We start from the raw sequence: 25,079 nt of genomic DNA, 5'->3' as shown, positions 1-25,079 counted from the left end.
AGAGTCACTATGCAAGCAACCCAGCCACAACGTCAGCGCTGCGAAGTCTGGACCCGGGTGATGGGTTATCACCGGCCAGTCTCGGCGTTCAACCCCGGCAAGCAATCCGAGCACCAGGAGCGTGTGCACTTTACCGAAACGGCCGCTGCGGCCGGGCGCCAATGAGTCGAGCGCTACGGGTCGGGGGCCTGGTGCCCCTGACCACCCTCGACTACCCCGGCATGCTCGCCTGCGTGCTGTTCTGCCAGGGCTGTGCCTGGCGTTGTCGTTACTGCCACAACCCGGACCTGATCCCGCCGCGCGCCAGCACGGAGATTGATTGGCGCCGGGTGTTGCTGTTTCTGCAGCGCCGCCAGGACCTGCTCGACGCGGTGGTATTCAGCGGCGGCGAACCGACCTTGCAGGAAGGCTTGCCGGCGGCCATGGATGAAGTGCGCGCGCTGGGTTTTCGCATTGGTTTGCACAGCGCGGGGATCAAGCCGGCAGGCTTTGCCAATGCGTTGCGGCATGCCGATTGGGTCGGGTTTGACGTCAAGGCGCTGGCCGAGGACTGCCAGTCGGTGACCCAGGTCAAGGGCAGCGGCGCCGCCAATTGGCGCAGCCTCGACACCTTGCTCGCCAGTGGCGTGGATTACGAGTGCCGCACCACCGTGCATTGGCACTTGATCGATCCCGCACGCCTGCTGCTGCTGGCCCAGCGTTTGCAAGCCGCAGGTGTGCAGCGCTTTGCCGTGCAGATGGTGCGGACCGCCAGCATGCTCGATACGCAACTGCCGAGTTCGCCGCTGCAGGTGCGGTTACCGGAGTTGTGGGGGCGTATCCGCGAGTTGTTTCCCGCTTTTGTATTGCGAGGGTGACCAGCACCCTCAACCGGCTTTTTACAGATGCTGCCCATGGTGGGCAGGTGTTCATCAAGGAATGTTCAGAATGACGCAGTTAACCACGGCACAACGCATTGTCATCGGCTTCGCGATTGCGCCGCTGGCCCTGGTGGGCTTGGTGTTTTACGCCTTGCACGACCTGGCAACCCTCAAACAGCAGTCCGAGCAGATCGTGCAGCAGGACTGGCCGCGGATCGCACCGATCATGGTGATCGCCACGGGTGTGCGCGATAACGGGCGCAACACCCGCGACTTGCTGATCGACCAGGACAACCCGCAGGCCCAGGAGGCCATCGGCGCCACGCGCCAGCGCATCACCCAGGCGTTTGCCACCCTTGAACCGCTGCTCGACAGCGCCGAAGGCAAGGCCGCCTACGCCACCTTGAAAACCCATCGCGAGACTTACGTGGCCGCCTTCACCCAGGTGCAGGCGCTGATCAAGCAGGGCGCTCGCGAGCAGGGCCTGGCCCAGCTCAAGCAACAGGTGATGCCGGCCGAAGCGCAGGTATTCAAGAGCCTGGACGCGCTGATGGCGATGCAGGGGCGGTTGTTCGCCGAGCGCGAGCAGGCGGCGCAGACCCTGTATGACGAGGCGCGGCGCAACATGCTTGGTCTGTTCCTGCTGTGCCTGGCGCTGGTGGTCGCGGCGGCCGTGATCGTCACCCGCAGCGTTATTCGCCCATTGGGCGGCGAGCCGGATGAGGCGGCGCGGGTGTTGAGCCATATTGCCCAGGGCGACCTGACCATCGTCGTGCCGGTGGGCAATAGTGCCGAGGGCAGTGTGATGCGCAACCTGCACCAGATGCAGCAGAACCTTAACCAGATGGTGCGGCACATTGCAGCGTCGGTGGACGGCGTGGCCAGTTCCTCCGAAGAGTTGAGCGCGGTGAGCAGCCAGACCAGCAGCAGCTTGCAGTCCCAGGGCCAGGAGATCGAACAGGCGGCCACGGCGGTCAACGAGATGACGGCAGCGGTGGACGAAGTGGCGCGCAATGCGGTGAGCACCAGCGAGGCTTCGCGCCTGTCGGAGCAGACTGCCCAGCGTGGGCGGGCGCAGGTCCAGGAGACCGTGGCGTCGATCAACACCCTGGCCACCGGCGTGGTGGAAACCTCCGAGCGCATCCAGCAACTGGCCGGACGTGTGCAAGACATCAGCGGCGTGCTCGAAGTGATCCGCAGCATTGCCGACCAGACCAACCTGCTGGCCCTCAACGCCGCCATCGAAGCCGCCCGCGCCGGCGATGCCGGACGTGGCTTTGCGGTGGTGGCCGATGAGGTGCGCGCGCTGGCCCATCGCACCCAGGCCTCGACCCAGGAGATCGAGCAGATGATCGGCAACATCCGCGAAGACACCGAACATGCGGTGGCGGCGATGCACAGCAGCAGCGAACGGGTACAGGCGACGCTTGGCGTGGCACAACGCTCGGGCGAGGCGCTGGAGGAAATCACCCGGTCGATCTCGCAGATCAACGAGCGCAACCTGATGATCGCCAGTGCCACCGAGGAACAGGCGCTGGTGGCGCGGGAGGTGGATCGCAATCTGGTGGGTATTCGCAGCTTGTCGCAGCAGGTGCTGCAAGGGGCGTTGCACACCGAGACGGCAGGCCATGACCTGGCGGGGATGGCGAGTGCGCTGCACCAGACGGTGGCGCGCTTCAAGGTCTAGAGTGGGTTTGGAAAAGGTGGGAGGGGGCGTGCCTCCTCCCCGCATTGGGTTTGCCTAACTCAACTGGCCCAGCCCCAGAACTGCAGCCACCAGCCATAACCGATCAACCCGGTACTCATCAGCACACACAGCCACGCCCGCCCGCGAGGCAGGCCCTTGAGTTGTTGCCACGCCAACCACAGGCACCAGCCTATCGCCGCCAGCAATATCCCCGCCCGCAATGGTTGCACCCACGCCAGCACCCATCCTTCGTAGCGCAGCAATTTCACCGTGGTCGCCGACAATCCCAAAAACAATCCCGCACCACCCAAGGGCGTGAGGGTCAGGGCCAGGGGCCGAAACAGTGCGCGATCGCCCGCCAAATACGCGGCCAGGCGCAACAGCAGCCAGCCGCCGCCACCGAATAGCAGTGAACTGCCCGCCAGGTACAGCAGGATGCACAGACCATCCAGCCAACTGAAGCTGTCGTTGAGTTGCGGGTAGTGGGTGAGTAGCCACCAGGGTGCGTTGTCTTGCAGCGGCCATAGCCAATCGCGGCTGATCAAGCATTCGGCGAGGTATTGCTTGAGGGCGATGAACCAGGGGCTGACGGTCCATTGGAAGGCGCCCATGGCCAGGCCGATCACGCCGAACAGCAGCAGGCGTGCGTCCCAGGGGTTGGCCGGTTGGCGTGGGGCCTGGAGGATTTCCTGGTTGCTAGAGCGGGCGATCAGTTGCACGGCGCCGCGTTGGCCGCTGCAACGCCCGCAAGCGTGGCAATCGCTGGCGCCTTGCAGGCGACGAATGTCCAGGAGCGGCGCACAGTTGGGCAGTGGCAGGCGCGGTGCGGTGTTGGCTTTCCAACGTTGTTCATCCACCGCGAAGTGCACCGGCGCCAGGCGCGCGAGCAGGGCGAACACGCCGCTGACCGGGCACAGGTAGCGGCACCACACGCGCTTGCCGCGCACGAACAGCAAGCCGACCACCACGGCGGCCAGGGTCGAGCCGCCGAGGATCAACAGCGCGGCCTGGGCGTAGTCATACACGCTGATGAGTTGGCCGTAGACGGTGGTCAGGCAAAACCCCACGGTGGGCCAGCCGCCCCAGCGCAGCCAGCGCGGAATGCCGAGGCCGCGCCCGTGGGTGCTGGCCCATTCGCTCAGCGAACCTTCCGGGCACAGCACGCCGCACCACAGGCGCCCGAACAGCGCCATCGACAGCAACACGAACGGCCACCAGATCCCCCAGAACACGAACTGCGCCAGCAGCGTCAGGTTGCCCAGCACACGCGCCTGGCTGTCCGGCAGTGGCAGCAGCGCCGGCACCACCAGCAGGGCGGCGTACACCAGCACCACGGCCCATTGCACGGCACGGATCAACCGTGCGTGACGGCGCATGCCATCGCCCAACTGTTGCAGGCGGCTCATGCTACGCGCCGCGCCCGGCGCAGGCCGCCGCCCACCAGCAGCCAGTAGCCGAGCAGCACCAGCACAGTGATCAGGCTCGGCGCTGCGCGGTAGCCAGCGAAATCGGCGAGCAAGGCGCCCAGGCCGTGGCTGTCACTGAGCAAGGCGCTGCTGTCCCAACGGCTGTCGCCAAAGGCCGCATAGACCCAGTCGGGCATGTCCATGGCCAGCAGTTGCCCGCTGATACGGTCCACCGCTGCCACCAGCAAGGCTCCGCCGAGCAGCAACAGCAAGGCTTCGCTGAGGGCGAAAAATCCCGACCAGGAAATGAAGCGTCGGCTGCCGCGCAACAGCAGCACCGTGAGCCCGGCCAGCACCAGGCCGAGCACGCCGCCGATGGCGAACAACCCCAGCGCCTCGTCGTGCAGGCGCGCACCGGCACCATACAAAAACACCACGGTCTCACTGCCTTCGCGGCTGACCGCCAACAGCGCCAACAGCAGCACCCCCCAGCCGCCGTGACTGGCCAGGCGCCGGTCGGCTTCACTCACCAGGCGGTGTTTGAGGGTGGGCGCGTGGCGATGCATCCAGAACACCATCTGCACCATCAAGCCGCTGGCGATCAGTGTGAGCGCCGCTTGCAGCCATTCGCCCTCGGCGCCGCTCATGGTCTCGCCAGCCCACAGCATCAGCCCGGCCAAACCGGCGGAGCCGAGCAGCCCCAGCAGCACCCCGGCCCACAGGAAACGCGCCAGGCGCGAATGACCGGCCTGACGGCTGATCCAGGCTTGCAGGATGCCGATCACCAACAGCGCCTCGACGCTTTCGCGCCACACAATGAACATCGCTTGATTCATCAACGGCTCCTAGTCGGCGCGGATGCTGCCTTCGGGCAGATGGGGATTGAACTCGTCGAAGAACGGATACACACCGGGCTGGAGCGGGTGGATCACCACGAAGGTGATCACGCCGGGCGACAACACCTTCTCCACCCGCAATGGCGTGCTTTCAAATTCCGCCGGGCCCTGGCCGATATTCTTGAGCACGATCTTGAAGCGCTCGCCAGCCTTGACGGCCAGTTGTGGCGGGTTGAAGTGACCGTCCTGCAGGCTCAGTTCATACACCGGCAACGGCGCCGCCAACGCCGTGCCATTCAGCAGAACGCCGCCCAGCCACAGGGCACGGCGCATCAATAGCCGCCTTTTTTGCCGATGCCGGCATAGACGAATTCGTAATGCACTTCGCAGCGTTCGAACCACGGGGCGACCCCGGTTTCCTTGTCGGTATGCAGACCCAGGGAGTGGTGGCCGGACGGCGGCAGTACAGTGAAGGTGAGGGTGTATTTACCGGGGCCTTGCAGCTTGACGTTGTCACCGTAGTGCGGCCCGTCGTTGGCGACCATGGCGTGGAAGTCGCCGTTGATGGGCGTTTCGCTGCCGTGTTTTTTCAGGGTGAACGACAGGTTCAGGTAGGGCACGAAACTGCCTTCCTGAAAGCCTTGGGCATTGTCCGCGGTGGCGCGCACATCCGCTTCCAGGTGCACATCGGAATCGGCCGTGGCGCGCATCATGCCGGCGGGTGCCATCTCGATCGGTTGCAGGTACACCGCGCCGATTTCCAGCCCCGGGCAGTGTTGCGGTTCGCCGATGGGGTATTCCTTGGCGAGTGCCGCCGAGGTGCTCAGCAGCAGGACGATGGGCAGCAAAGAAGAGGTACGCATGGAGGCTTCCTGACGGGTGGGAGAGGGAGCCCGAGTCTAGGAAGGTCTGGCGTGAATAATAATGATTCTTGTCAAGTTTCGAGGATATTTCATGATTGCCGGGCTTGATGCCGGTCAAGGCCAGGTGAGTGCGATCCGGGTACGTTGCAGGGACAGCCAGCCGCCAGGGAACCCGATCATGGCCAAGCCTTTCCCGCTGCACCCCAAGCACCCCGAGCGTATCTGCTGGGGCTGTGACCGCTACTGCGCCGCGACCGACCTGGCCTGCGGCAACGGGGCCGATCGTACGATGCACCCGGCGGAGATGCTGGGTGATGACTGGTATGAACATGGCGACTGGGGCGTTGTGCCCGAGCCGCCAGTCACCGATGAGCCGTCAGTTGCCTGAGCAGGTTTGCGTGGTTAAGCCGCCATTGGCTTGCTGGACTGCAATTTCTTGTGTGCCGCTTTCATCGCTTCCATTTCGGCGCCCAACTCTTCAAGGCGCGCCTTGCCCAGCAGCTTTTTCGCCTGCGGGAACATCTCGGTTTCTTCTTCCTCGATGTGGTGCTCCAACAGCTCCTTGACCACTTTGACGCGTCCGGCGAATTCTGTGGTTGAAGGTTCGGTCTGTTTAAGGTCGGGCAATACCAGGGAGTCGACGGTGCGGTGCTCTTCCTTGGCCTCGTGATACATGATGTCCTGTTCCTTGCCACCGGCTTTCCTGAAAGCGGGGTAGAGGATTTCTTCCTCAAGTTTGGTATGCAAACTGATTTCCGCCTCCAGCTTGGCCAACAGTTCAGTGCGTTTTTTTACCCCGCGTTCAGTGGACTCACTCAATTGAGTCAACAGGGCCTTTACGCGTTCGTGGTCGGCTTTGAGCAGATCAATGGCATTCATGGGTGATACCTCACAGGAGAATCAGGGCGTGTCGAAATGCACGCCTCGTCCCCTACTGGAGTGCATCAGTCGTACCAACCTGAGCGTTTTTAAAATAGTTAGTTAATTCAAATGGATACGGGTCATGTGAAAGCCAGGCTGTCGTGCAGGTTGCATGGTTGGCCGCGTGGCACGTTGCATTCCACAACCCCCGGTTTTTTGTGCAAAGTTTTATGAACCCTGGCGGCCGTTGCTTGACCTAACGCACACGACCTAGGAGGTGAAGCATGGAAATTCAATACATCTGGATCGGTTTGGCAGTGATTCTGCTGCTGTTGGAATTGTGGGCAATCAATATCGTTTTGCGCAGCACAGGGGGCTGGGAGTCAAAAGGATTATGGTTGGTGATTCTGATTTTTGTGCCGCTGTTTGGGCTGATCGCCTGGGCGATGTTCGGGCCGAAACGCGAGATGCCACAACAGGGTAAAAATTGAACCAGGACCGTATAGAAAACAGGCGCCATTGCGGCGCCTGTTTTCGTTGTGCTATTCGACTTCCACTCGCAGCACTTGCAACCCCAACTGTTCATACGCCTCCACACTCGGCACATGCCACTCGGTGATCAGTGTGTGAATACGGCTGCACGGCGCCACCACAAAGGGCTCCACCGCGCCGAGCTTGTCGGCCATGGTCACCGCCACCACATGGGAGGCGCTATCGAGCAGGGCCTGTTTGACCGCCACTTCATCGAAATGCAGCGAGCTGATCCCGACCTGCGGGTGCAAGGCGCAGATGCCGGTAAAGAGCACGTCAGCCTTGACGCTCTGAATCAGGCGCACGGCTTCCTGGCCGCTGGTGGACAAGGTCGCCGGGTTGAGCTGGCCACCCGCGAGGATCACGTTGACCTGCGGATGGTCCGCCAGCGCGATGGCGATCATCGGCGACGGGGTCACGACGGTCAGGCGGATCGAGCGTGGCAGTGACTGCGCAATCTGCAATGTGGTGGAACCAGAGTCGAACAGCACGATCTGGCCGTCTTCCACCTGTTCTGCGGCCAGTTGCGCGAGCCGGCGCTTGGCCTGATTGGTCTCGCCGACGCGGGTGAAAAAGTCCTTGCCGGTGTCCTTGGGCCGGGGCAGTGCGCCGCCGTGCACCCGTTGCAGCAAGCCAGCGGCGGCGAGTTCGCCGAGGTCGCGGCGGATGGTGTCCTGGGACACGGCAAAGTGCTCTACCAATTCCGACGCGGTGACCTTGCCGTCGCGCTCCAGCAGTAACAGGATCTTCTGTTTGCGCAGGGAAGGCAGGTCGATGGCTTCATGGGTGTTGTGCATGTTTGTGCGCTTTTTTGCGGGTTTGTGCGAGATTAGTCGCCCGCCGTTGCAAACGCAATGGCTGGTTGCATAGCCGATGGGCGGTTACTCTCTGTGCTCAGTTCAGGGAGAGGTCACTCAGATGTCGTTGATCACCACCATCGAAGATTTACGCAAGCTGGCGCAAAAACGGGTCCCAAGGATGTTCTACGATTACGCCGATTCCGGCTCCTGGACTGAAAGTACTTATCGCGCCAACGAAAGCGATTTTGCCCACATCAAATTCCGCCAACGGGTGGCGCGCAACATCGATGAACGTTCGATCCGCGCGACCATGATTGGCCAGGACATGGCAATGCCCGTCGCCTTGGCGCCGACCGGCCTGGCGGGCATGCAACATGCCGATGGCGAGATCCTCACGGCCCGTGCGGCCGCTGCGTTTGGCCTGCGCTATACGTTGTCGACCATGAGCATCTGCTCCCTGGAAGACATCGCCGAACACGTCGGCCAGCCGTTCTGGTTCCAGTTGTACGTGATGCGTGACCGCAGTTTTATCGAGCAATTGATCGAACGCGCCAAGGCTGCCGGAGTGGACGCCCTGGTGTTGACCCTCGACCTGCAGATCCTCGGGCAGCGCCACAAGGATTTGATCAACGGCCTGTCGGCGCCGCCCAAGCTGACCCTGGCGAATATCCTCAACATGGCCACCAAGCCGCGTTGGGTGATGGGCATGCTCGGCACAAAACGCCGGGGCTTCGGCAATATCGTCGGGCATGTCAAAGGCGTGGCGGACATGAGCTCGTTGTCGTCGTGGACCGCCCAGCAATTCGATCCGCGCCTGAGCTGGGACGATGTGGAGTGGATCAAGAAGTGCTGGGGCGGCAAGCTGATCATCAAGGGCATCCTTGATGTGGAAGACGCGCGGCTGGCGGCCAACGCCGGTGCGGACGCGCTGGTGGTGAGCAATCACGGTGGCCGCCAGCTGGATGGCGCGCCGTCGAGCATCAGCCAATTGCCGGCGATTGTCGACGCGGTGGGTGAGCGCATCGAAGTGTGGCTCGATGGCGGTATCCGTTCCGGCCAGGACGTGCTCAAGGCGATGGCGCTGGGCGCAAAAGGCACCATGATCGGTCGCCCGCATTTGTACGGTTTGGGGGCGTTGGGCGAGGCGGGCGTGACCAAGGCGCTTGAGATCATCGCCCGTGAACTGGACGTATCGATGGCGCTGTGTGGCTATAACGATATACGCGATGTGAATCGCGAGATTTTGCTGCCGGGTACATTTCCCGAAAGCCTTTGCTCAGCAAAAAAATCGTAAAAAAGTAAAAAGAGTTGTCCACGAAAACCGTGGGTATCTCTGTGGATAACTTTGCAAGACCCCGGCGGGTATGGCGATTTAACCAAAGGTTAATATTTGATCAACTGTCGGCGCGGGCCAGTATGGCCAGGGTTGGCGCTTGACACGCAAGCGCGAACCCAGTGCCGAAAAGCCGTTTTATGAGTCGCCGTTGCGGCCTGTGGAGTGTGTCACCACCTGGGGTGGCATCTTCGCTTGCATCAATTTGTCCAACGCCTGGCCGTAACTGCGACCGGCCAGGCTCATGCTGTTGTTATGGCTGGCGCCGGGCACCAGCATCAAGCGCTTGGGTTCCTGGGCGGCCTTGAATAACTGCTCGCTGAAACGCGGCGGCACGTAGCGATCATCGAGGCCATGCACCACCAGCAGCGGCATGCGGATGTCGGCAATCTTGTCGATGGAATCGAATTTCTGCGACAGCAACCAGCGCACCGGCAACGACGTGTTCGCCACCGCCGTGGCCACATCTGCCAACGAAGTGAACGTGGACTCGATCACCAGTCCCCGTACCGGCAACGGCAGCTGCTTGCCCAACTCCGCCGCCAGGTCGATCGCCACCGCGCCACCGAGGGAGTGCCCGTAGATCAGGCGTTTGCTCGGGTCAGGTTGCAGGGTCTGGAAACGTTCCCAGGCGATGCGCGCATCTTCGTACACCGTGGTTTCCGACGGCAGCTCGCCGTGGCTCTGGCCGAAACCGCGATAGTCGATGGCCAGCACCGAATAGCCCAGCGCGTGCAATTGCTCGATGCGAAACAGCTGCCCGGTGAGGTTCCAGCGCACGCCGTGCAGGTAAAGGATGGCGGGTGCGTCCTTTTTGGCTGCCGGGTACCACCAGGCGTGGATGTTCTGTCCCGACTTGAAGCTGGCGGGCTTGAGCTCGAATTCCTGCACCGCCTTGGGCAAGCCGGTGTACCAACCGGCGGTGCCCGGTTCGATGCGAAACACCAGCTCGCGCTCTTTGTGTTGCAGCACGCTGCAACCCACCGGCAGGCCGATGATCAGCAACGCCATGCACAACAGGGAGAAACGACGCAGGCGTGGGCGCGACAGAAAACGTGACGACATGAAGGTTCCAGGGCGAAGGTGAAGCAGGGGTTTTAACAGATGGCCTGGGTAGGCAGGAATTAATTCGACCGCCGCGCACGGGTATTTCTTGCAAAGTGTTACCGCATTGAACAAAACGTGCAGAGATTGTTAGGGTGGGCCGCCGAACAGGAGAGCACACACATGGATTTCACAGGCAAAACCGCCATTGTCACCGGCGGCGCACGCGGGTTGGGACTCAATTACGCGCGGGCGCTAGCCCTGGGCGGTGCACGGGTGGTGATCAGCGACATCGGTGCCGACAGCGCGGGCGAAGGCAGTGATGCGACGGTTGTCCAGGCTGCGGCGCAAGCCTTGCAGGCGCAAGGCCTTGCCGTTATCGGCCATGGCGGTGACCTGTCCACGAACGAGGGTTGCCGGCAGTTGGTTGCGTACACCCTCGAGGCCTTCGGCCAACTCGACATCCTGATTCACAACGCCGGCTGGGTGGGTTACCAGAACATCGCCGACCTCGACGCCGCGTTCCTGCAACGTGCCATGGACATCAACCTCTATGCCCCGCTGTGGTTGTGCAAGCACGCCTGGCCGCATCTGCTGCGTTCCCCCGCGCCACGCATCATCCTCACCACCTCCGACCGCGCGATGTACGCGCAGTATGAGCAAACCGGCCTGGTGGCCTACAGCGCCGGCAAGATGGCACAACTGGGGATCATGAACGCGTTGAGTCATGAGGGCCTGGAGGGGGGCGTCAAAGTCAATGCGATCTCGCCGGTGGCCAAGACGCGCATGTGGGGGGTGACTGAAGAACCGGACGAACTCAAGCCGGAGTGGGTGACACCAGGGGTGTTATTCCTCGCCTCCACGCAGTGTGCAGACACCGGCTACATCCTGCGCGCCAGTAACGGCCAGTTCACCGCCACGCGTTTTACGGAAAACCCCGGAGTGGACTACCCGCGCAACCTGGCCCGGATCAAGGCGGGCAGCGCTGAAGAAGTTGCCGCGGCCTGGCCGCGTATCAAACAGGCTTAGACGCTTGCCACCAACTGAACCCGGTTGCGGCCCTGGGCCTTGGCCCGGTACAGCGCCTGGTCGGCCTGGGACAGCAGGTGCGAGAGCGTATGACCGGCTTTGTCAGTGGTGGCAATACCGATGCTCACGCTGAGGAACCCCGGTGCCAGCAGGTCCAACTGCGCAAAGGCCTGACGGATGCGCTCAGCGACGTCGAACGCGATAGCTTCATCAGTGTCGGCCAGCAGGCAGGCGAACTCTTCACCGCCGATACGCGCGAACACGTCGCTCTTGCGCAACATGGCCTGAGACACCTGGGCGAAGGCGATCAGCGCCCGGTCGCCCATGGGGTGGCCGAAGCTGTCGTTCAAGCGCTTGAAGTGGTCCAGATCACACAGTAACAGCGCCACGCTTTGCTGGCGCCTGTCGCTGTCCTCCAGCAGTTGTTCCCCCTTGAGCATAAACGCGCGGCGATTGCCGATGCCGGTCAATGCGTCACTGAAGGCCGCCGCCTTGAAGCGCAGTTCGGCACGCTCCTTGACCATCGCCAGCGTGACGTAGGCAATGCCAATGGCGTACAGCATGGACTCGAACAACATGAACGAGAAAAACGGTACGCCTTCACCGCCCGAGGTCTGGCCGCTTTTGATCGACAGGCCGGTGTCGGCGAAGGCGCGGATGACATAGAACCCGGTGTGCCACAGGGTCAGCACCAATGCCGGTGCGTAGGCCACTTCCAGGGTGTCGCGCTTGCGCCATAACTCCAGTGCCGACAACACGCCGTAACTGGCGGCCAGCAGCGAATACAGCGTGACCCGCGCCGACAACGAGCCATAGAACTGCGGCACCAGACACATCAGCATCCACAGGCCACAACCGGCGAAGATCCCCGGCACATTGGGCTTGCGCTGCACAAACGCACGCATGGCCGTCCAGTTCATCGCCGCGCTGAGCAGTAACACTACATTGCCGATGATCAACGCGACAAAGTCCATGCCCGCGCCGCGCACCACAACCAACCCGGTGCCCAGTGCCGCCAGCAACAGCATGCTCCCCAGATAACCCAGGGTCGGTTCGCGGCCACGGCTCCAGGCATGCACGGTGAGCAGGCCCATCAGGCAAAACACGAACACGGCCACCATCAATAGCGTCGGAATGTGCAGCATCATTTGCTTGAACCCGGAGAAAATCCCTAAGGAGCGCGATTGTATCTGCATGCAACCGGCTTGACGCTGGCCTCGCCATCGCGACATGCTCGCGTTCCTTTGAGCAAAGGCCTGACCATGGACAACAGCCCCGTTCGCATCACCGCCGAAGAGACCCTTTCGAAAAACTGGTACCTGCTTAAAAAATACACCTTCGACCTGCGCCGCCGCGACGGCAGCTGGCAAACCCAGAACCGCGAGGTCTACGACCGCGGCAATGGCGCGACCATCCTGCTGTACAACCGCGAGCAACGCACGGTGCTGCTGACCCGCCAGTTCCGCATGCCCACCTTCGTCAATGATTACCACGGCTACCTGATCGAAGCCGCCGCCGGATTACTGGACAACGCCAGCCCGGAAGAGCGTATTCGCCTGGAGGCGGAGGAAGAGACGGGCTATCGCGTCGGCCATGTGGAGAAGATCTATGCGGCGTTCATGAGCCCGGGGTCGGTGACGGAGCGGATTCACTTCTTTTTCGGTGAGTATCAACCGGCCGATCAAGTGGGGGCAGGCGGTGGATTGGAGGAGGAGGGCGAGGATATTGAGGTGCTGGAGTTGGGGTTTGAGCAGGCGCTGGGGATGGTGCAGAGTGGGGAGATTGTGGATGGGAAGACGATTATGTTGTTGCAGTGTTTAGAGTTGCGGATGTTGAAGGAGGGGTGGTGAAGCGGTGAGTTTTGGCTCCCACGGATTGTTTTGTTTAAGTAGTTCAATCGGTGGGAGTTAGTTTGTTCTCGAGGAAGGAATTCCTACTTTATTCTTGACGAATATTTTTGTGTTCTAAATATTTGTTGAAGATTTCGATTATGTGCTCAAGCCATAACCTCCCTGACTTCCACTGAGATGCATAGTGGTAGTAGCAGTACTGCTCATGCAGCAGGTTTTTTTGAAGGTCTAATTCATTTGCATGTGAATTTATCAGCTCTAAAATTTCTCCTTTTACGGTAATGATTGTTTCCCTAGGTGAGTCGTGCAGGAATGCGTTAACCGACTTCGTCGGCCGAGGAGTGTTCCTCTGCCCAGTCTTGGTTGAAGTACGCCCCCAGAAATTGCTGGAGTTCTGTCAGTGGCTTATTCATTGAACTATTGGGTATCCGGTCAGTAGTAGAAAACTTAGCAAAGGGCGGAAGTCAGCACCTTCAACTCACTGATGTTGAGCTTTTTTTCTCAATGGATAAGTTTCTAAGGCTGCATCAGTTTCTGTTTCTAAATATCTCATTGAGGAACACCCACTCGGGACCGGCTAACGGGTAATGGTAGTGAGCGAGCTTGCTCGCGCTGGGCTGCGAAGCAGCCCCAACAAGGACAGTCCGGACCGGGTTGAATAAACGCGTTGCCTGGGGGGGGGCGCTGCGCGGCCCGGCGCGAGCAAGCTCGCTCACTACAGGTTTGGCGGTGTTACCAGGTTGATGGGTCTTCTTGGCTGGCTTTTTGGAGGTCGTCTTTCCACAAGATTTGAGCGAGCACATAAATATCCAGCAAGAAATCCCTAGGACTTTCCAGTTCATACCATTCAGCTCTCGGCCATGAAGAAGCATCTTCTTCACTGATCTCAAACAGACTCTGAAAATCGTAACTTTCATCGCTCAGATTGCTTTCCAGTGCTTTTAGCAAAACGTATCTATGCCTGTAAGTAAGGTGGTTCAAGTTTAGCGCGTAGTTTTTTATGAGTACCTCTCTGTCCACTTTTTTATTCGGGTTGTATTTCTCTAACACCTTACCAAGGCTCTGCTCGCGGTCGTAAACATCAAATACTCCAATGAACCATTTCAGGTTGGGGTCAAACGGTTCGTTTAAAAATGGATCTCTCAACATTATTTTTTCTCGGCAGGAAAAGCAGTGAATGGCCTGGTGTTATCGTCTATATCAAACTTCACCTCGAACCAATTTAGGTTTTCATTGAGGTGCGGAGCCTGTGGGGTTTTTCTATTGGGTCTGTAGCCTCGGCCTGCTCCTGGCAACTCCAGTTTGAGTATGGGATTGTTGTTGTGGTCTTTCCCATTAAACGGATCTAACCCAAGTGGCTCGCGAGTTAAGGCTTTGTTCAAGGCGCTCAGTTGCAGTCGCCAACTGTGAAATTGAGAGCTTACATTCCCTCTGTCATGCGGCCTACGTAATCCTGTGCCTGGATCTGTTCCGTCGATTGCCCTCTGTTTCAATGCAGTGTCAGTAATTTCGGGGCTGTGCCTGTCGATAGTGTGCATGTCATATTGATTTTGAATAGATTCGACTCGTTTTTTTGCATTTTCTTCTGCTAGTTCAGTGATTCGAATCTGTCTTTCAGCCCGTGTCGGCTGTGGAAGCGAAGGGCTTCTGTCGTCAGCGCTTGCCTTTCTTTCAGGGTCGTTATGGCCTACGGTAGATTCACAACCTCCCGTGCCCGGACAGTTACTCAACCCTAACGGATCCACCCACCCCGTAGGATTGGGTACATACCGATACCCATTGATCCCACCCGCCAGCTTCACCGGGTCCGGCGTCAGATAACGCCCAATATCCGGATTGTAGTAGCGATGCCGGTTGTAGTGCAGCCCGCTTTCCGGGTCAAAATATTGGCCCTGGAAACGCAGCGGGTTATCGATTGTTCCGACGTCGAGACGGGTGATTTCGCCGTAGGCGCGGTAGTGCGCAGACCAGACGATTTCGCCGTCGGGGTTTGTCAGTTCCTGAGGTGTGCCGAGGTGGTCCAGTTGGTAGTGGTAGGGTTTGGTGTCGTTGGGACCGAAGCCTTCCAGCAGGGCCAGCGGGCGGAAGCTGTCCGGTTCGTAGAGGTAGCTGCGATGCCGTTCCGCGTGGTGTTCGGCGATCAGTTTGTCGCCTTGCCAGAAGAACTCCGTCGTCACGCCTTCAACGGTTTTGCTGATGCGTCGGCCAAACGGGTCGTAGCGGTAGTGGGATGTTTGGCCGTTGGGTTGAGTGGCGGCAACCAGCCGATGCTGACAGTCGTAGCGATACTCGGTGACAAGCTGCTGCCCCTTGCCGCGACGCTCACGGATCAGGTTGCCAAACGCGTCATAGTCGTAGTGCCGGTCCCCCTGGATCATCAACCGATTGCCCGCCACTACGTCCGGGCCGGTGCGGTTTTGCATGAGCAGGTTGCCGGCCGGGTCGTGTACGAAACGTTCCTGGTGGTCCTGGGAATGGTCGGCGCGGGTGAGGCGATTGAGTGGGTCGTAGCTGTAGTGGTGTTCGCCTTTGCGGGTGTCGAGGACGCGGTTCAGGTTGCCGGATTTGTCGTAGTCATACTGCCGCCGGTAGAGGTGGTTCTGCTGTTGGGTGACGGTGTGGGCATGCAGCCGCTGCTGGTCGTCGTAGTGGTAGTGACTTAGCAGTTGGCCTTGCTGGCGTTGACGTTCCTGGCCGGATTTGAACAGGTGTGAGGTGAGCGTTTGCCCATTCAAATCGACGGTTGAAAGGTGTCCCCCTTTGGCACGGTTGAACACCACCCGGTTGTTGTCCGGCAGGCGCAGGTGGTGCAAGTGGCCGCAGGCATCGTAGGCATAGCGCAAGGTGCCCCAGCCTTGGTGTTCGGCAGTGAGTCGGTTTTGTGCGTCGTACTCGTAGGCCAGTGCCCAATGCCCGTCGTCGACGCTAAGCAGGTTGCCTTGGGTGTCGTAGGCGTAATCCACAACACTGCCGTCGGGCAGGGTTTTTCGTACGAGGCGCCCGGCGAAGTCGCGCTCGTAGCGGGTGATTAGCTGGCTGCCGTCATCGCCGTGTTCGGTCTTTTCTTGCAGGTTGCCGTTGAGGTCGTAGGCATACGTCGTGCGCTGGCCGTCAAAGCCGATTTCCTGCTGGATCAGGCCGTTGGGGTAGTACTGCAACCCATAGGTTTCACCGGCTTCGTTTTCGATCTCGGTCAGCAGCAACCGGGTGTTGTCGTAGCGGTACTTGACCTGGCTGCCATCGGCGTTGATCCGCCGGCTGATCAGGTGCAGGCCATCCGCATATTCATAGCGGGTGACGTGCCCCAGTTCATCGCACTCGGCGGTGACTTTTCCGTAGGCGTTGTAGCTGTATTCGCGGGTGGCGCCGTCCGGCAGTACCACGCGAATCATCCGACCCACGCTGTCCCACTGATACCCGGTCAGCGCGCCATGTTCATCCTCGCGGGAGACCAGGCGGCCTACGTCGTCATAGCGATAGCGCTTGATGCCGCCATTCGGCAACTGTTCCTCAACCCGCTGCCCACGCTCGTTCCACACCAGCCGATGGCAACTGTTATCGGGATACCAAACCCCCGTCAGTTGCCCATGTTGGTTGTAGCTGTAGTCCGTGACATGGCCGTCAGGATCAGTCCGGCGGGTGACATCGCCCTGATCGTTACGCTCGTATTTCCATACCGCTTCGCCACGCCGGACTACCCGTACGAAGCCGTTGTCATGCTCGTAGGACGTCGGTTGATCATCCCCGGGAAACACCGCGACCAGGCGTCCGGCGTCGTCATATTGATAGGCCGTCACCGCGCCGAGCGGGTCTTGCTCGACTGTCAGGCGTCCTTTGTCGTCGTAGGATTTGTAGTGAGTTGCGCCCTCCGGATCGACCCGCTGCACCAGCCGTGCACGCCCGTCGTGGACGTAAACCTCCTGGCTGCCATCGGCGTTGAACAGCGTGACGCGGCCGTCGTCGTCCCAGGCATAGCGCGTGTCCATCTGGGAAAAGCTCGCCCAATGCCGGACACAGCGCGCCGCCTTGCCGGAACGTTCCCACGCCCAGAAGAAACTCGCCCCACCGGCCAGGCCACGTTCAACAATCACGTGGTTGTCGTCGTAGCGATACACCTCGCTTTCGCCTACGGCGTTGGTCGCCGAAACCAACCGACCGATGTCGTCATAGGTGTAGGAGACAACGCTGTACTCTGTCGCCCAAACGTAGGGGCCAGCGCCCTCGGCGCGCTGAATCTGGTAGTCCACCGCAACAATGCGGTGCGAGGCGTAGCGCAAAAGCAGCGAACGCCCGACACCGTTGTCCAGCCGCTCGATGCGCCCCAGCACATCCCGGCAAATGCGCAGCCGGTTGTCATACGCATCGCTGGTGGCTGTCAGCAAGCCGTCTTGAAAGTGGTAGAAACGTGAGGCCTGGGCCAGTACCAATTCACCAGGCAAATCACCCAAATAAATGGCCGCTTCGGCCAGGCTATTGGTGATCGCGGGCCGAGAGGCCGTCGGCAAGGGCAACAGCGTCGAGCGGTTTTCATGATCGGTCCACACCACCGAATCACCGGAAACCACCAGCCGGTGGGCCAGCGCATGACTCCAGCCAAACCCCAGCCCGCAGTCCATTTCCACGGCACTGGTGCGATACAGCCGCGTCCATTCGAACGACAACACCCCGTCCAGCACACCGTCGGTGAGGGTCAGCAACTCCTCCCCGGTGACCATCGACACCGGGCAGCCATGGGTCGCGGTTTTATCCGCAGCCGCAGCGGCATCGCCGTTGGGGTTCTTGCCCGCAGCGGGCACATCATCGACAGGTTCCTGTCGCACCAACGTCGTCTGCTGCCTGGACTTGCTCCGCACCGCCGTCACCGGGTTGGAAACCAGCTCGGTCCCGGCCTTCAACTGCGCACTCGGCACCCCCGAAATCGGCGTCGCGGGACTGCCCAGCAACACCGGTTTGGCTGCTTCGACATGCTCCGCCAGCCGAGACTTACCGAATTGCCCAGCCATGTGCTCCAACCACCTGCGCGCCCGCTGGGACTTGATACCGCCCAGCACCTTCGCGCTCATGCGCACCACCACGCCCATCCCGCCAGTCGCAAGGCACAGCACCAGATTGATCAGCACTTCGGCGCTGATCTCTCCCAGCAGCTCGTTCAGATACGGCGGGGGCAGCAGGCGCATCCAACTGACCAGCGCCGACAGATAAACAAACAGCAGCGGCTCGTCGCTCAACACCAGCAAACCCTTGGCGATGGCGTCGGTGCCGGCTTTCAGCAGCTGTTCGAACTGGAGGTCGGTCAGGTAATGCAACAGTTGTTCGGCGTGGGCCAGCGGGTCTGCCAGCCACTGGAACAGTTGCTTGAGGGTGTCCCAGAGTGAATACAGTGCCTCGCCAAACCCGCGTGCATAGGCCTCGTGCAGCGATAGGTAGCGCTGGAGGAAGTTGGCTTCGGAGTAGTCCTTCCACAGCGGTTTGAAGGTGGTCTTCCATTCGCTGCGCAGCCAGTCTTCCAGCGGCGCGATCACCGCCTGATACGAGGCGTACAGCGCCTTGAAATGTGCCGTGGATAGGTTGGGATAGAAGCTGACCTTGTAGCGCTGGTTGCGCTCGCATTCGCTGATTTCGAGGATGCCACTCGGGCCGATGGTTTTATGGAGGGGGTCACCTAGCGGGCGGCCATCTGAATCGATCCGCTGCACCTTCACCGGCGTGTTGCCGATGGGCACGAATCGCGCAGTCTGGAACATGTGCACCAGGGTCAACGTGCCATTGGCCGGGCAGGTTGCGGTGGTGCTGCTGGGGAGATTGGAGCGGCTGGCGGGTTCGACGAGTGCCACCTCGTTGCCGACTTTAAATACCTGTTCAACCTCCAACGCCGAAACACTGAAGGCGCTTTGCGTCCAGGCGTCATAGGTATTAAGGCAGCGGTTGAAGTCGCTGATAACCGCGTCGACGTCCCGCGATTTGGCATCCATGGCCGCCAGCACCAGATAGCCAATCGCCTGGCTGGTAGCGGAAATCACGACACGGCCCCCTTGATCAGGGCATCCAAAACAACATCCATCTGCAATCCCTCGCATGGTGAAAATCAGGCGAAGGACTTTGCAGAGGTTCTCAAAGCAGGGGAGTAGAGCTAATCCGGCGGTTGCGTGGGAGGTTTCGACAGGGCAGGTCTGATGCCACTCGACTGGCGGCTATTGTCAGAAATTTCTCACAGGAGTACAAATGTACTCCATGACGACTCTGACTCCCCGCCGCACCGCCATCCTGACCTTTATCCGCGACCGTATCGCGCAACAAGGCCAGCCCCCCAGCCTCGCCGAGATCGCCGAGGCCTTCGGTTTTGCCTCGCGCAGCGTGGCGCGCAAGCATGTGCTGGCGTTGACCGAGGCCGGTTTTATCGAGGTCAACCCGAACCAGGCGCGTGGTATTCGCTTGCTCAACCAACCGGCGCGCCCGGAGTGGCTGGATGTGCCGGTGCTCGGCCGGGTGGCCGCAGGCTTGCCCATCGGCGCCGATGCCGAAGTGCACAGCCGTCTGCAACTGGACCCAGCCACCTTCAGCAAAACCCCGGATTACCTGTTGCGGGTGCAGGGCGACTCGATGATCGAAGACGGCATCCTTGACGGCGATCTGGTCGGCGTACGCCGCAGTGCCGAGGCCTTGAACGGGCAGATTGTGGTGGCGCGCCTGGACGGCGAAGTGACCATCAAGCGTTTCGAACGCAGCGGCGACAGCGTGCGCCTGTTGCCGCGCAACCCCGCGTATCAACCGATCGTGGTGGGGCCCGACCGCGACCTGGCCATCGAAGGGGTGTTCTGCGGCCTGGTGAGGCAAGGCTGATGGGCGCCGTCGTTGCGCTGGACACGCTGTTCAATGGCGGCCGCGTGTGGAAAGGCCGGCCCGCCGCGCCACCGTCCAGCGTGCATCCCACCGGGCTGGCGGGGTTGGACGCGGTGTTGCCCAGCGGCGGTTGGCCGGAGGCGGCGTTGAGTGAAATCCTCATGGCCAAGGAGGGCGTCGGCGAGTTGCAGTTGGTGCTGCCGACCCTGGCACGCTTGTCAAAGGCCGGCGAGCGCATTGTGTTGGTGGCGCCGCCCTACACGCCGTATCCCCATGCCTGGCAGAACGCCGGGGTGGATCTGCGTTTGCTCTCGGTGATCCAGGCCGAGGAGCGCGACGCGCTGTGGGCAGTGGAGCAGTGTTTGCGTTCCGGCAGTTGCGGCGCGGTGTTGTGCTGGCCGCGCAAGGCCGATGACCGTGCGCTGCGGCGCTTGCAGGTGGCGGCGGAAACCGGGCAGACCCTGGCGTTCGCCTGGCGCTCCTTGAACGAGGCGATCAACTCATCGCCCGCCGCGTTGCGCCTGGCGGTTGAAGCGAAGCCCGCGCAAGTGCGGGTGCTCAAGTGCCGCGGCGGCCTGGCCCACCCGGCGCCGATTGCCCTGGCCGGGCACTGAGGTTGGCATGCGCTGGGTGTGTATTGTCTTTCCGCAATTGGCGCTGGACGGGGTGCAGCGTGCGCACCCCGAGCCGGACCAACCCCTGGCCCTGTTGGCCGGCACGCCGCAGCGGCGCGTGTTGCAAACCGTCAATGATGCGGCCCGAGCGTTGGGGCTGCGTCCTGGACAATCCCTGACCGCCGCCCATGCCCTGGTCCAGACGTTTGCCAGCGCCGAATACGACCCCGCCGAGATCGAACGCTGGCAGCAATTCCTGGCAGCCTGGGCCTATCGGTTCAGCTCCCAGGTCAGCCTGTATTACCCGCGGGCCTTGTTGTTTGAAATCGAGTCGAGCCTGGGCTTGTTCGGCCCGTGGCCGCAGTTCGAAGCGCGCTTGCGCCAGGAACTGACCGAGTTGGGTTTTCGCCACCGCATCGTCGCCGCGCCCAACCCGGCAGCGGCGCGGGTGCTGGCCAATCTCTACGATGGCCTGGCGGTGGCCGATGACCGCGCCTTGATGCAGGCCTTGGCGCCGCTGCCGATTGACCGCGCCGGCCTCGACCCGCAAGCGGCCACGGCCTTGTCGCGCATGGGCCTGCGCACCCTGGCCCAGGTGCAGGCGTTGCCCCGGCACACCTTGGCGCGGCGGTTTGATGCCAGCCTGCTCAAACACCTCGATGCCTTGACCGGGCAGCGCCCGCTGGCCCTGGCGTTCTATCAACCGCCGGATCAGTTCGATGTGCGCATCGAGTTGAATTTCGACGTGCAATCCCACCAGGCGCTGCTGTTCCCGTTGCGGCGCTTGACCGGCGATCTGTCCGCCTTCCTCTGTGGGCGCGACAGTGGCGTGCAGCGTTTCGACCTGCACCTGGAGCATGCCCAGACCCCCGACAGCGTGATCAAGGTCGGCCTGCTCAGTGCCGAACGTGAACCGGCGATGCTGTTCGAACTGGCGCGCGGCCGCCTGGAGCAAGTGCAGGTGACATCCCCGGTGCGCGGCTTTCGCCTGGTGGCCCAGGACCTGCCGGTGTTCGTGCCACAGCGCCAGGACCTGTTCGACGACCGCCCGCAACAGACCCTGCCGTGGGAGCAACTGCGCGAACGCCTGCGCGCCCGGCTAGGGGATGACGCGGTGCAGGGCCTGCGCTTTCACGCCGACCATCGCCCCGAATGCGCCTGGCAAGCGGCGGCCGACAGTCGCCCCAGCCCACCCCTGAACAACGTCCGGCGCCCCGGCTGGTTGCTGAGCGAACCGACCCTGCTGGCCGAGCCGGGCATCCAGATCCTCATGGGCCCGGAGCGCATCGAATCCGGCTGGTGGGACGGCGCCGACATCCGCCGCGACTACTACCTGATCCAGACCCGTGCCGGTCAACAAGGCTGGGCCTACCGCACCGTGGGCCAGCGCGATGGGCTGTGGCTGCAAGGCTGGTTTGCATGAGTTACGCCGAACTGCATTGTCTGTCCAATTTCAGTTTCCAGCGCGGCGCGTCTACGGCGCTGGAGTTGTTCGAACGCGCCAAACACCAAGGCTACAGCGCCCTGGCGATCACCGATGAATGCACCCTGGCGGGCATTGTGCGCGCCTGGCAGGCGGCCAAAGCGGTGCAGTTACCGCTGATTATCGGCAGCGAGATGCGCATCGAGAACGGCCCGAAACTGGTGCTGTTGGTGGAAAACCTCAGCGGTTACCAGCAGCTGTGCCGCTTGATCACGGTGGCCCGCCGGCGTGCCGAGAAGGGCCGCTACCGCCTGCTGCAAGAGGACTTCGACCAGCCGCTGCCCGGCCTGCTGGCACTGTGGATCGCCGAAGATCGCACCACCCAGGCCGAGATCCAATGGCTGCGCCGCACCTTCGCCGAACGCCTGTGGCTGGCGGTGCAGCTGCATTGCGGCCAGGACGATGCGCGCCTGCTGGAACAGCGCCTGCAACTGGCCGCCAGCCTGCAACTGCCTGCCGTGGCCTGTGGCGATGTGCACATGCATGCCCGTGGCCGCCGCGCCCTGCAAGACACCATGACCGCGATCCGCCATCACGTGCCGGTGGCCGAAGCCGGCACGCGCCTGCATCCCAATGGCGAACGGCATCTGCGCAGCCTCGACGCCCTGGCCGCGTTGTACCCGCAAGCCTTGCTCGACGAAACCGCAACCATCGCCCGGCGCTGTACCTTCGACCTCAGCCAGTTGCGCTACCACTACCCGCGCGAATTGGTGCCCGCAGGCCATGACGCCCGCTCCTGGCTGCGCGCCGTGACCGAAGAGGGCATCGCCCGGCGCTGGCCAGAGGGCGTGGATGCGAAGACCTTGCAGCAGATCAACAACGAGCTGGAGCTGATCAGCGAGCTGGGCTACGAAAGTTACTTCCTCACCGTGCACGACATCGTACGTTTTGCCCGCAGCCGTTCGATCCTGTGCCAGGGCCGGGGCTCGGCGGCCAACTCGGCGGTGTGTTTCGCCCTGGGGATCACCGAGATCAACCCGAGCCTGATGAATATGCTGTTCGAACGCTTTCTGTCCAGAGAGCGCAATGAGCCGCCGGACATCGACGTGGACTTCGAACACGAGCGCCGCGAAGAAGTGCTGCAGTACGTGTTCCAGCGCTATGGCCGTACCCGCGCGGCGCTGACGGCGGTGGTCAGCAGCTACCATGCCGCCGGCGCGGTGCGTGACGTGGCCAAGGCCCTGGGTTTGCCGCCGGATCAGATCAACGCCCTGGCTGACTGCTGCGGACGCTGGAGCGACGCTGCGCCGCCACTTGAGCGCCTGCGTGAAGGCGGCTTCGACCCCGACAGCCCGCTGCTGCGTCGGGTACTCACACTGACCCAGCAACTGATCGGCTTCCCCCGGCACCTGTCCCAGCACCCTGGCGGTTTTGTGATTTCCGAATACCCGCTGGACACCCTGGTGCCTGTGGAAAACGCGGCGATGGCCGAGCGCACCATCATTCAATGGGACAAGGACGACCTCGACGCGGTAGGCCTGCTCAAGGTGGATATTCTCGCCCTCGGCATGCTCAGCGCGATCCGCCGCTGCTTCGATCTGCTGCGCCGCCATCGTCACCTCGACCTGGCCTTGGCGACCATTCCCAAGGAAGACCCGGCGACCTACGCGATGATCAGCAAGGCCGACACCATCGGCGTGTTCCAGATCGAGTCGCGGGCGCAGATGTCGATGTTGCCCAGGCTCAAGCCCAAGACTTTTTATGACCTGGTGATCGAGGTGGCGATCGTGCGGCCGGGGCCGATCCAGGGTGGCATGGTGCATCCATACCTGCGGCGGCGGAACAGGGAGGAAGAGACCACCTATCCCTCGCCGCAATTGAAAGCGGTGCTGGAGCGGACCCTGGGCATCCCGCTGTTTCAGGAGCAAGTCATGCAGATCGCCATGGTCGCTGCCGATTACGGCCCCGGCGAGGCGGATCAGTTGCGCCGTTCCATGGCCGCCTGGAAACGCCACGGCGGCCTGGAGCCGCACCAGGAACGGCTGCGCACCGGCATGCTGAAAAACGGCTACAGCGAGGCGTTCGCCGCGCAGATATTCGAGCAGATCAAGGGCTTTGGCAGCTATGGCTTTCCGGAGTCCCACGCGGCCAGTTTCGCCTTGCTGACCTATGCCAGTTGCTGGCTCAAGTGCCATGAGCCGGCGGCCTTTGCCTGTGCGCTGATCAACAGCTGGCCCATGGGGTTCTACAGTCCGGACCAGATCCTGCAGGATGCGCGGCGACATCGGTTGCAGATCCGTCCGGTGGATGTGCAGGCCAGTGACTGGGATTGCAGCCTGGAACCTATCGAGGGCGCGCAGCCGGCGATTCGCATGGGCTTGCGCATGATCGCGGGGTTTCGCGAAGAGGAGGGGCGGCGCATCGAAGCGGCGCGTCAACGTCGCCCGTTCAACGATATTGCCGACCTGGACGAGCGCGCAGGCCTGGACGCCCGTGCCCAGGCGTTGCTGGCGGATGCCGGTGCCTTGCGCGCCTTGGCGGGCAACCGGCACACGGCGCGCTGGGCGGTGGCCGGGGTGCATAAGCAACTCGGGTTGTTTGCCGGCTTGCCCAGCCCGGATGAAGACGTGGTGGAACTGCCCGCGCCCACGGTGGGGGAAGACTTGCAGGCCGACTACGCCACCGTCGGCACTACCCTTGGCCCGCATCCGCTGGCGTTGCTGCGTGATGAATTGCGCAGACGGCGCTGCCGCAGCTCCAGGGAGCTGATGGCGGTGGAGCATGGGCGCAATGTCAGCGTCGCGGGTCTGGTGACCGGCCGTCAACGTCCAGGCACGGCGAGCGGGGTGACCTTCGTCACCCTGGAGGACGAGTTTGGCAACCTCAATGTGGTGGTCTGGCGCGACCTGGCCGAGCGCCAACGCCAGGCACTGGTGGGGTCGCGGCTGCTGAAAGTGGACGGACGCTGGGAAGCGGTGGGCGAGGTGCGGCACTTGATTGCCGGGCGGTTGACCGACCTGACACCGCTGCTGGAAGGGATTCACGTGCGCAGTCGGGATTTTCACTGAGACGAGTGGTAGGTGCGTTGTTTAACGCCTAACG

The 25,079-nt window shown here is 61.9% G+C and carries 23 protein-coding genes; 12 read left to right on the top strand and 11 right to left on the bottom strand.

The genetic code is table 11. The annotated features are described in order from the left end of the window. The first annotated feature begins 9 nt into the window (after positions 1–9). From nrdD to PSH81_RS15305, 3 genes are all read left to right on the top strand, one after another. Entirely contained in the window at positions 10–165 is a 156-nt protein-coding gene (gene nrdD, locus PSH81_RS15315) for an anaerobic ribonucleoside-triphosphate reductase (protein ID WP_192300728.1), read from the top strand. After that, positions 162–857, top strand: a complete 696-nt coding sequence (locus PSH81_RS15310; RefSeq protein ID WP_192300727.1) for an anaerobic ribonucleoside-triphosphate reductase activating protein — start codon at positions 162–164, stop codon at positions 855–857. The genes nrdD and PSH81_RS15310 overlap by 4 nt, the downstream gene beginning before the upstream one ends. Positions 858–927: 70 nt before the next feature. After that, a complete protein-coding gene (locus PSH81_RS15305) occupies positions 928–2,547 on the top strand; it encodes a methyl-accepting chemotaxis protein (protein WP_226457777.1) in 1,620 nt (539 codons plus the stop codon). A gap of 59 nt (positions 2,548–2,606) precedes the next feature. On the opposite strand, the gene PSH81_RS15300 is transcribed toward PSH81_RS15305, so the two are convergent. The 4 genes from PSH81_RS15300 to PSH81_RS15285 are packed head-to-tail and all read right to left on the bottom strand — an operon-like array spanning position 2,607 to position 5,652. Then, entirely contained in the window at positions 2,607–3,953 is a 1,347-nt protein-coding gene (locus PSH81_RS15300) for a 4Fe-4S binding protein (RefSeq protein WP_305390998.1), read from the bottom strand. After that, positions 3,950–4,789 (bottom strand): FTR1 family protein, encoded by an 840-nt coding sequence (locus PSH81_RS15295; protein WP_305390997.1) that lies wholly within the window; start codon positions 4,787–4,789, stop codon positions 3,950–3,952. Before PSH81_RS15295 ends, PSH81_RS15300 begins: the two co-directional genes overlap by 4 nt. Positions 4,790–4,798: 9 nt before the next feature. Continuing rightward, positions 4,799–5,122 (bottom strand): cupredoxin domain-containing protein, encoded by a 324-nt coding sequence (locus PSH81_RS15290; protein ID WP_226457774.1) that lies wholly within the window; start codon positions 5,120–5,122, stop codon positions 4,799–4,801. Next, positions 5,122–5,652: an iron transporter gene (locus PSH81_RS15285; RefSeq protein ID WP_226457773.1), complete on the bottom strand. Its 531-nt coding sequence runs from the start codon at positions 5,650–5,652 to the stop codon at positions 5,122–5,124. The genes PSH81_RS15290 and PSH81_RS15285 overlap by 1 nt, the downstream gene beginning before the upstream one ends. A 178-nt stretch (positions 5,653–5,830) precedes the next feature. Between PSH81_RS15285 and PSH81_RS15280 the strand changes: the two genes are divergently transcribed. Beyond that, positions 5,831–6,040, top strand: a complete 210-nt coding sequence (locus PSH81_RS15280; protein WP_305392781.1) for a DUF3079 domain-containing protein — start codon at positions 5,831–5,833, stop codon at positions 6,038–6,040. Positions 6,041–6,054: 14 nt separating this feature from the next. Here the strand turns inward: PSH81_RS15280 and PSH81_RS15275 are convergent, their stop codons facing one another. Beyond that, positions 6,055–6,531, bottom strand: a complete 477-nt coding sequence (locus PSH81_RS15275; protein WP_305390996.1) for a hemerythrin domain-containing protein — start codon at positions 6,529–6,531, stop codon at positions 6,055–6,057. Between the two features lie 266 nt (positions 6,532–6,797). Between PSH81_RS15275 and PSH81_RS15270 the strand changes: the two genes are divergently transcribed. Next, the gene (locus PSH81_RS15270; RefSeq protein WP_192300721.1) at positions 6,798–7,004 is read left to right on the top strand and encodes a PLDc N-terminal domain-containing protein; all 207 of its coding nucleotides are present in this window, start codon (positions 6,798–6,800) and stop codon (positions 7,002–7,004) included. A gap of 51 nt (positions 7,005–7,055) precedes the next feature. Here PSH81_RS15270 and PSH81_RS15265 read toward each other — a convergent pair whose 3' ends face one another. Beyond that, complete coding sequence (locus tag PSH81_RS15265) at positions 7,056–7,841, bottom strand: DeoR/GlpR family DNA-binding transcription regulator (protein ID WP_226457771.1); 786 nt, start codon at positions 7,839–7,841, stop codon at positions 7,056–7,058. Positions 7,842–7,962: 121 nt separating this feature from the next. Here PSH81_RS15265 and PSH81_RS15260 point away from each other — a divergent pair, with 121 nt between their 5' ends. Further along, on the top strand, positions 7,963–9,138 hold the full coding sequence (locus tag PSH81_RS15260) for an alpha-hydroxy acid oxidase (protein ID WP_192300719.1): 1,176 nt from the start codon (positions 7,963–7,965) through the stop codon (positions 9,136–9,138). Between the two features lie 177 nt (positions 9,139–9,315). On the opposite strand, the gene PSH81_RS15255 is transcribed toward PSH81_RS15260, so the two are convergent. Continuing rightward, the gene (locus PSH81_RS15255) at positions 9,316–10,242 is read right to left on the bottom strand and encodes an alpha/beta hydrolase (RefSeq protein ID WP_305390995.1); all 927 of its coding nucleotides are present in this window, start codon (positions 10,240–10,242) and stop codon (positions 9,316–9,318) included. Positions 10,243–10,404: 162 nt separating this feature from the next. Between PSH81_RS15255 and PSH81_RS15250 the strand changes: the two genes are divergently transcribed. After that, positions 10,405–11,250, top strand: a complete 846-nt coding sequence (locus PSH81_RS15250; protein ID WP_226457769.1) for an SDR family NAD(P)-dependent oxidoreductase — start codon at positions 10,405–10,407, stop codon at positions 11,248–11,250. Here the strand turns inward: PSH81_RS15250 and PSH81_RS15245 are convergent. Then, entirely contained in the window at positions 11,247–12,398 is a 1,152-nt protein-coding gene (locus PSH81_RS15245; protein WP_305392780.1) for a diguanylate cyclase, read from the bottom strand. The genes PSH81_RS15250 and PSH81_RS15245 overlap by 4 nt on opposite strands. Before the next feature lie 114 nt (positions 12,399–12,512). On the opposite strand from PSH81_RS15245, the gene PSH81_RS15240 reads away from it, so the two are divergent. Further along, the gene (locus PSH81_RS15240) at positions 12,513–13,100 is read left to right on the top strand and encodes an NUDIX domain-containing protein (RefSeq protein WP_305390994.1); all 588 of its coding nucleotides are present in this window, start codon (positions 12,513–12,515) and stop codon (positions 13,098–13,100) included. Positions 13,101–13,417: 317 nt separating this feature from the next. Here the strand turns inward: PSH81_RS15240 and PSH81_RS15235 are convergent, their stop codons facing one another. The 3 genes from PSH81_RS15235 to PSH81_RS15225 all read right to left on the bottom strand — a co-directional run bounded on the left by PSH81_RS15235 (position 13,418) and on the right by PSH81_RS15225 (position 19,072). Beyond that, complete coding sequence (locus PSH81_RS15235; protein ID WP_305390993.1) at positions 13,418–13,513, bottom strand: contact-dependent growth inhibition system immunity protein; 96 nt, start codon at positions 13,511–13,513, stop codon at positions 13,418–13,420. Positions 13,514–13,832: 319 nt separating this feature from the next. Further along, a complete protein-coding gene (locus PSH81_RS15230; RefSeq protein ID WP_226457846.1) occupies positions 13,833–14,249 on the bottom strand; it encodes a hypothetical protein in 417 nt (138 codons plus the stop codon). Continuing rightward, positions 14,249–19,072 carry an RHS repeat-associated core domain-containing protein gene (locus PSH81_RS15225; protein WP_305392779.1) on the bottom strand — a complete coding sequence of 1,608 codons (4,824 nt, stop codon included), beginning with the start codon at positions 19,070–19,072 and terminating at the stop codon, positions 14,249–14,251. The genes PSH81_RS15230 and PSH81_RS15225 overlap by 1 nt, the downstream gene beginning before the upstream one ends. 250 nt (positions 19,073–19,322) lie before the next feature. Between PSH81_RS15225 and lexA the strand changes: the two genes are divergently transcribed. Genes lexA through PSH81_RS15205 form a run of 4 tightly spaced genes read left to right on the top strand, consistent with a single transcriptional unit; the run spans position 19,323 to position 25,045 of the window. Beyond that, the gene (gene lexA, locus PSH81_RS15220) at positions 19,323–19,940 is read left to right on the top strand and encodes a transcriptional repressor LexA (protein WP_192300805.1); all 618 of its coding nucleotides are present in this window, start codon (positions 19,323–19,325) and stop codon (positions 19,938–19,940) included. Beyond that, positions 19,940–20,554, top strand: a complete 615-nt coding sequence (imuA, locus tag PSH81_RS15215) for a translesion DNA synthesis-associated protein ImuA (protein WP_192300806.1) — start codon at positions 19,940–19,942, stop codon at positions 20,552–20,554. Before lexA ends, imuA begins: the two co-directional genes overlap by 1 nt. A 7-nt stretch (positions 20,555–20,561) precedes the next feature. Continuing rightward, a complete protein-coding gene (locus PSH81_RS15210) occupies positions 20,562–21,977 on the top strand; it encodes a DNA polymerase Y family protein (RefSeq protein WP_226457302.1) in 1,416 nt (471 codons plus the stop codon). Beyond that, complete coding sequence (locus PSH81_RS15205) at positions 21,974–25,045, top strand: error-prone DNA polymerase (RefSeq protein ID WP_226457303.1); 3,072 nt, start codon at positions 21,974–21,976, stop codon at positions 25,043–25,045. The genes PSH81_RS15210 and PSH81_RS15205 overlap by 4 nt, the downstream gene beginning before the upstream one ends. The last annotated feature ends 34 nt before the right edge of the window (positions 25,046–25,079 follow it).

Origin of the sequence: Pseudomonas sp. FP2335 (assembly GCF_030687535.1) — a bacterium.
Taxonomy (GTDB): domain Bacteria; phylum Pseudomonadota; class Gammaproteobacteria; order Pseudomonadales; family Pseudomonadaceae; genus Aquipseudomonas.
This window is presented reverse-complemented; position numbering and strand designations above follow the sequence as displayed.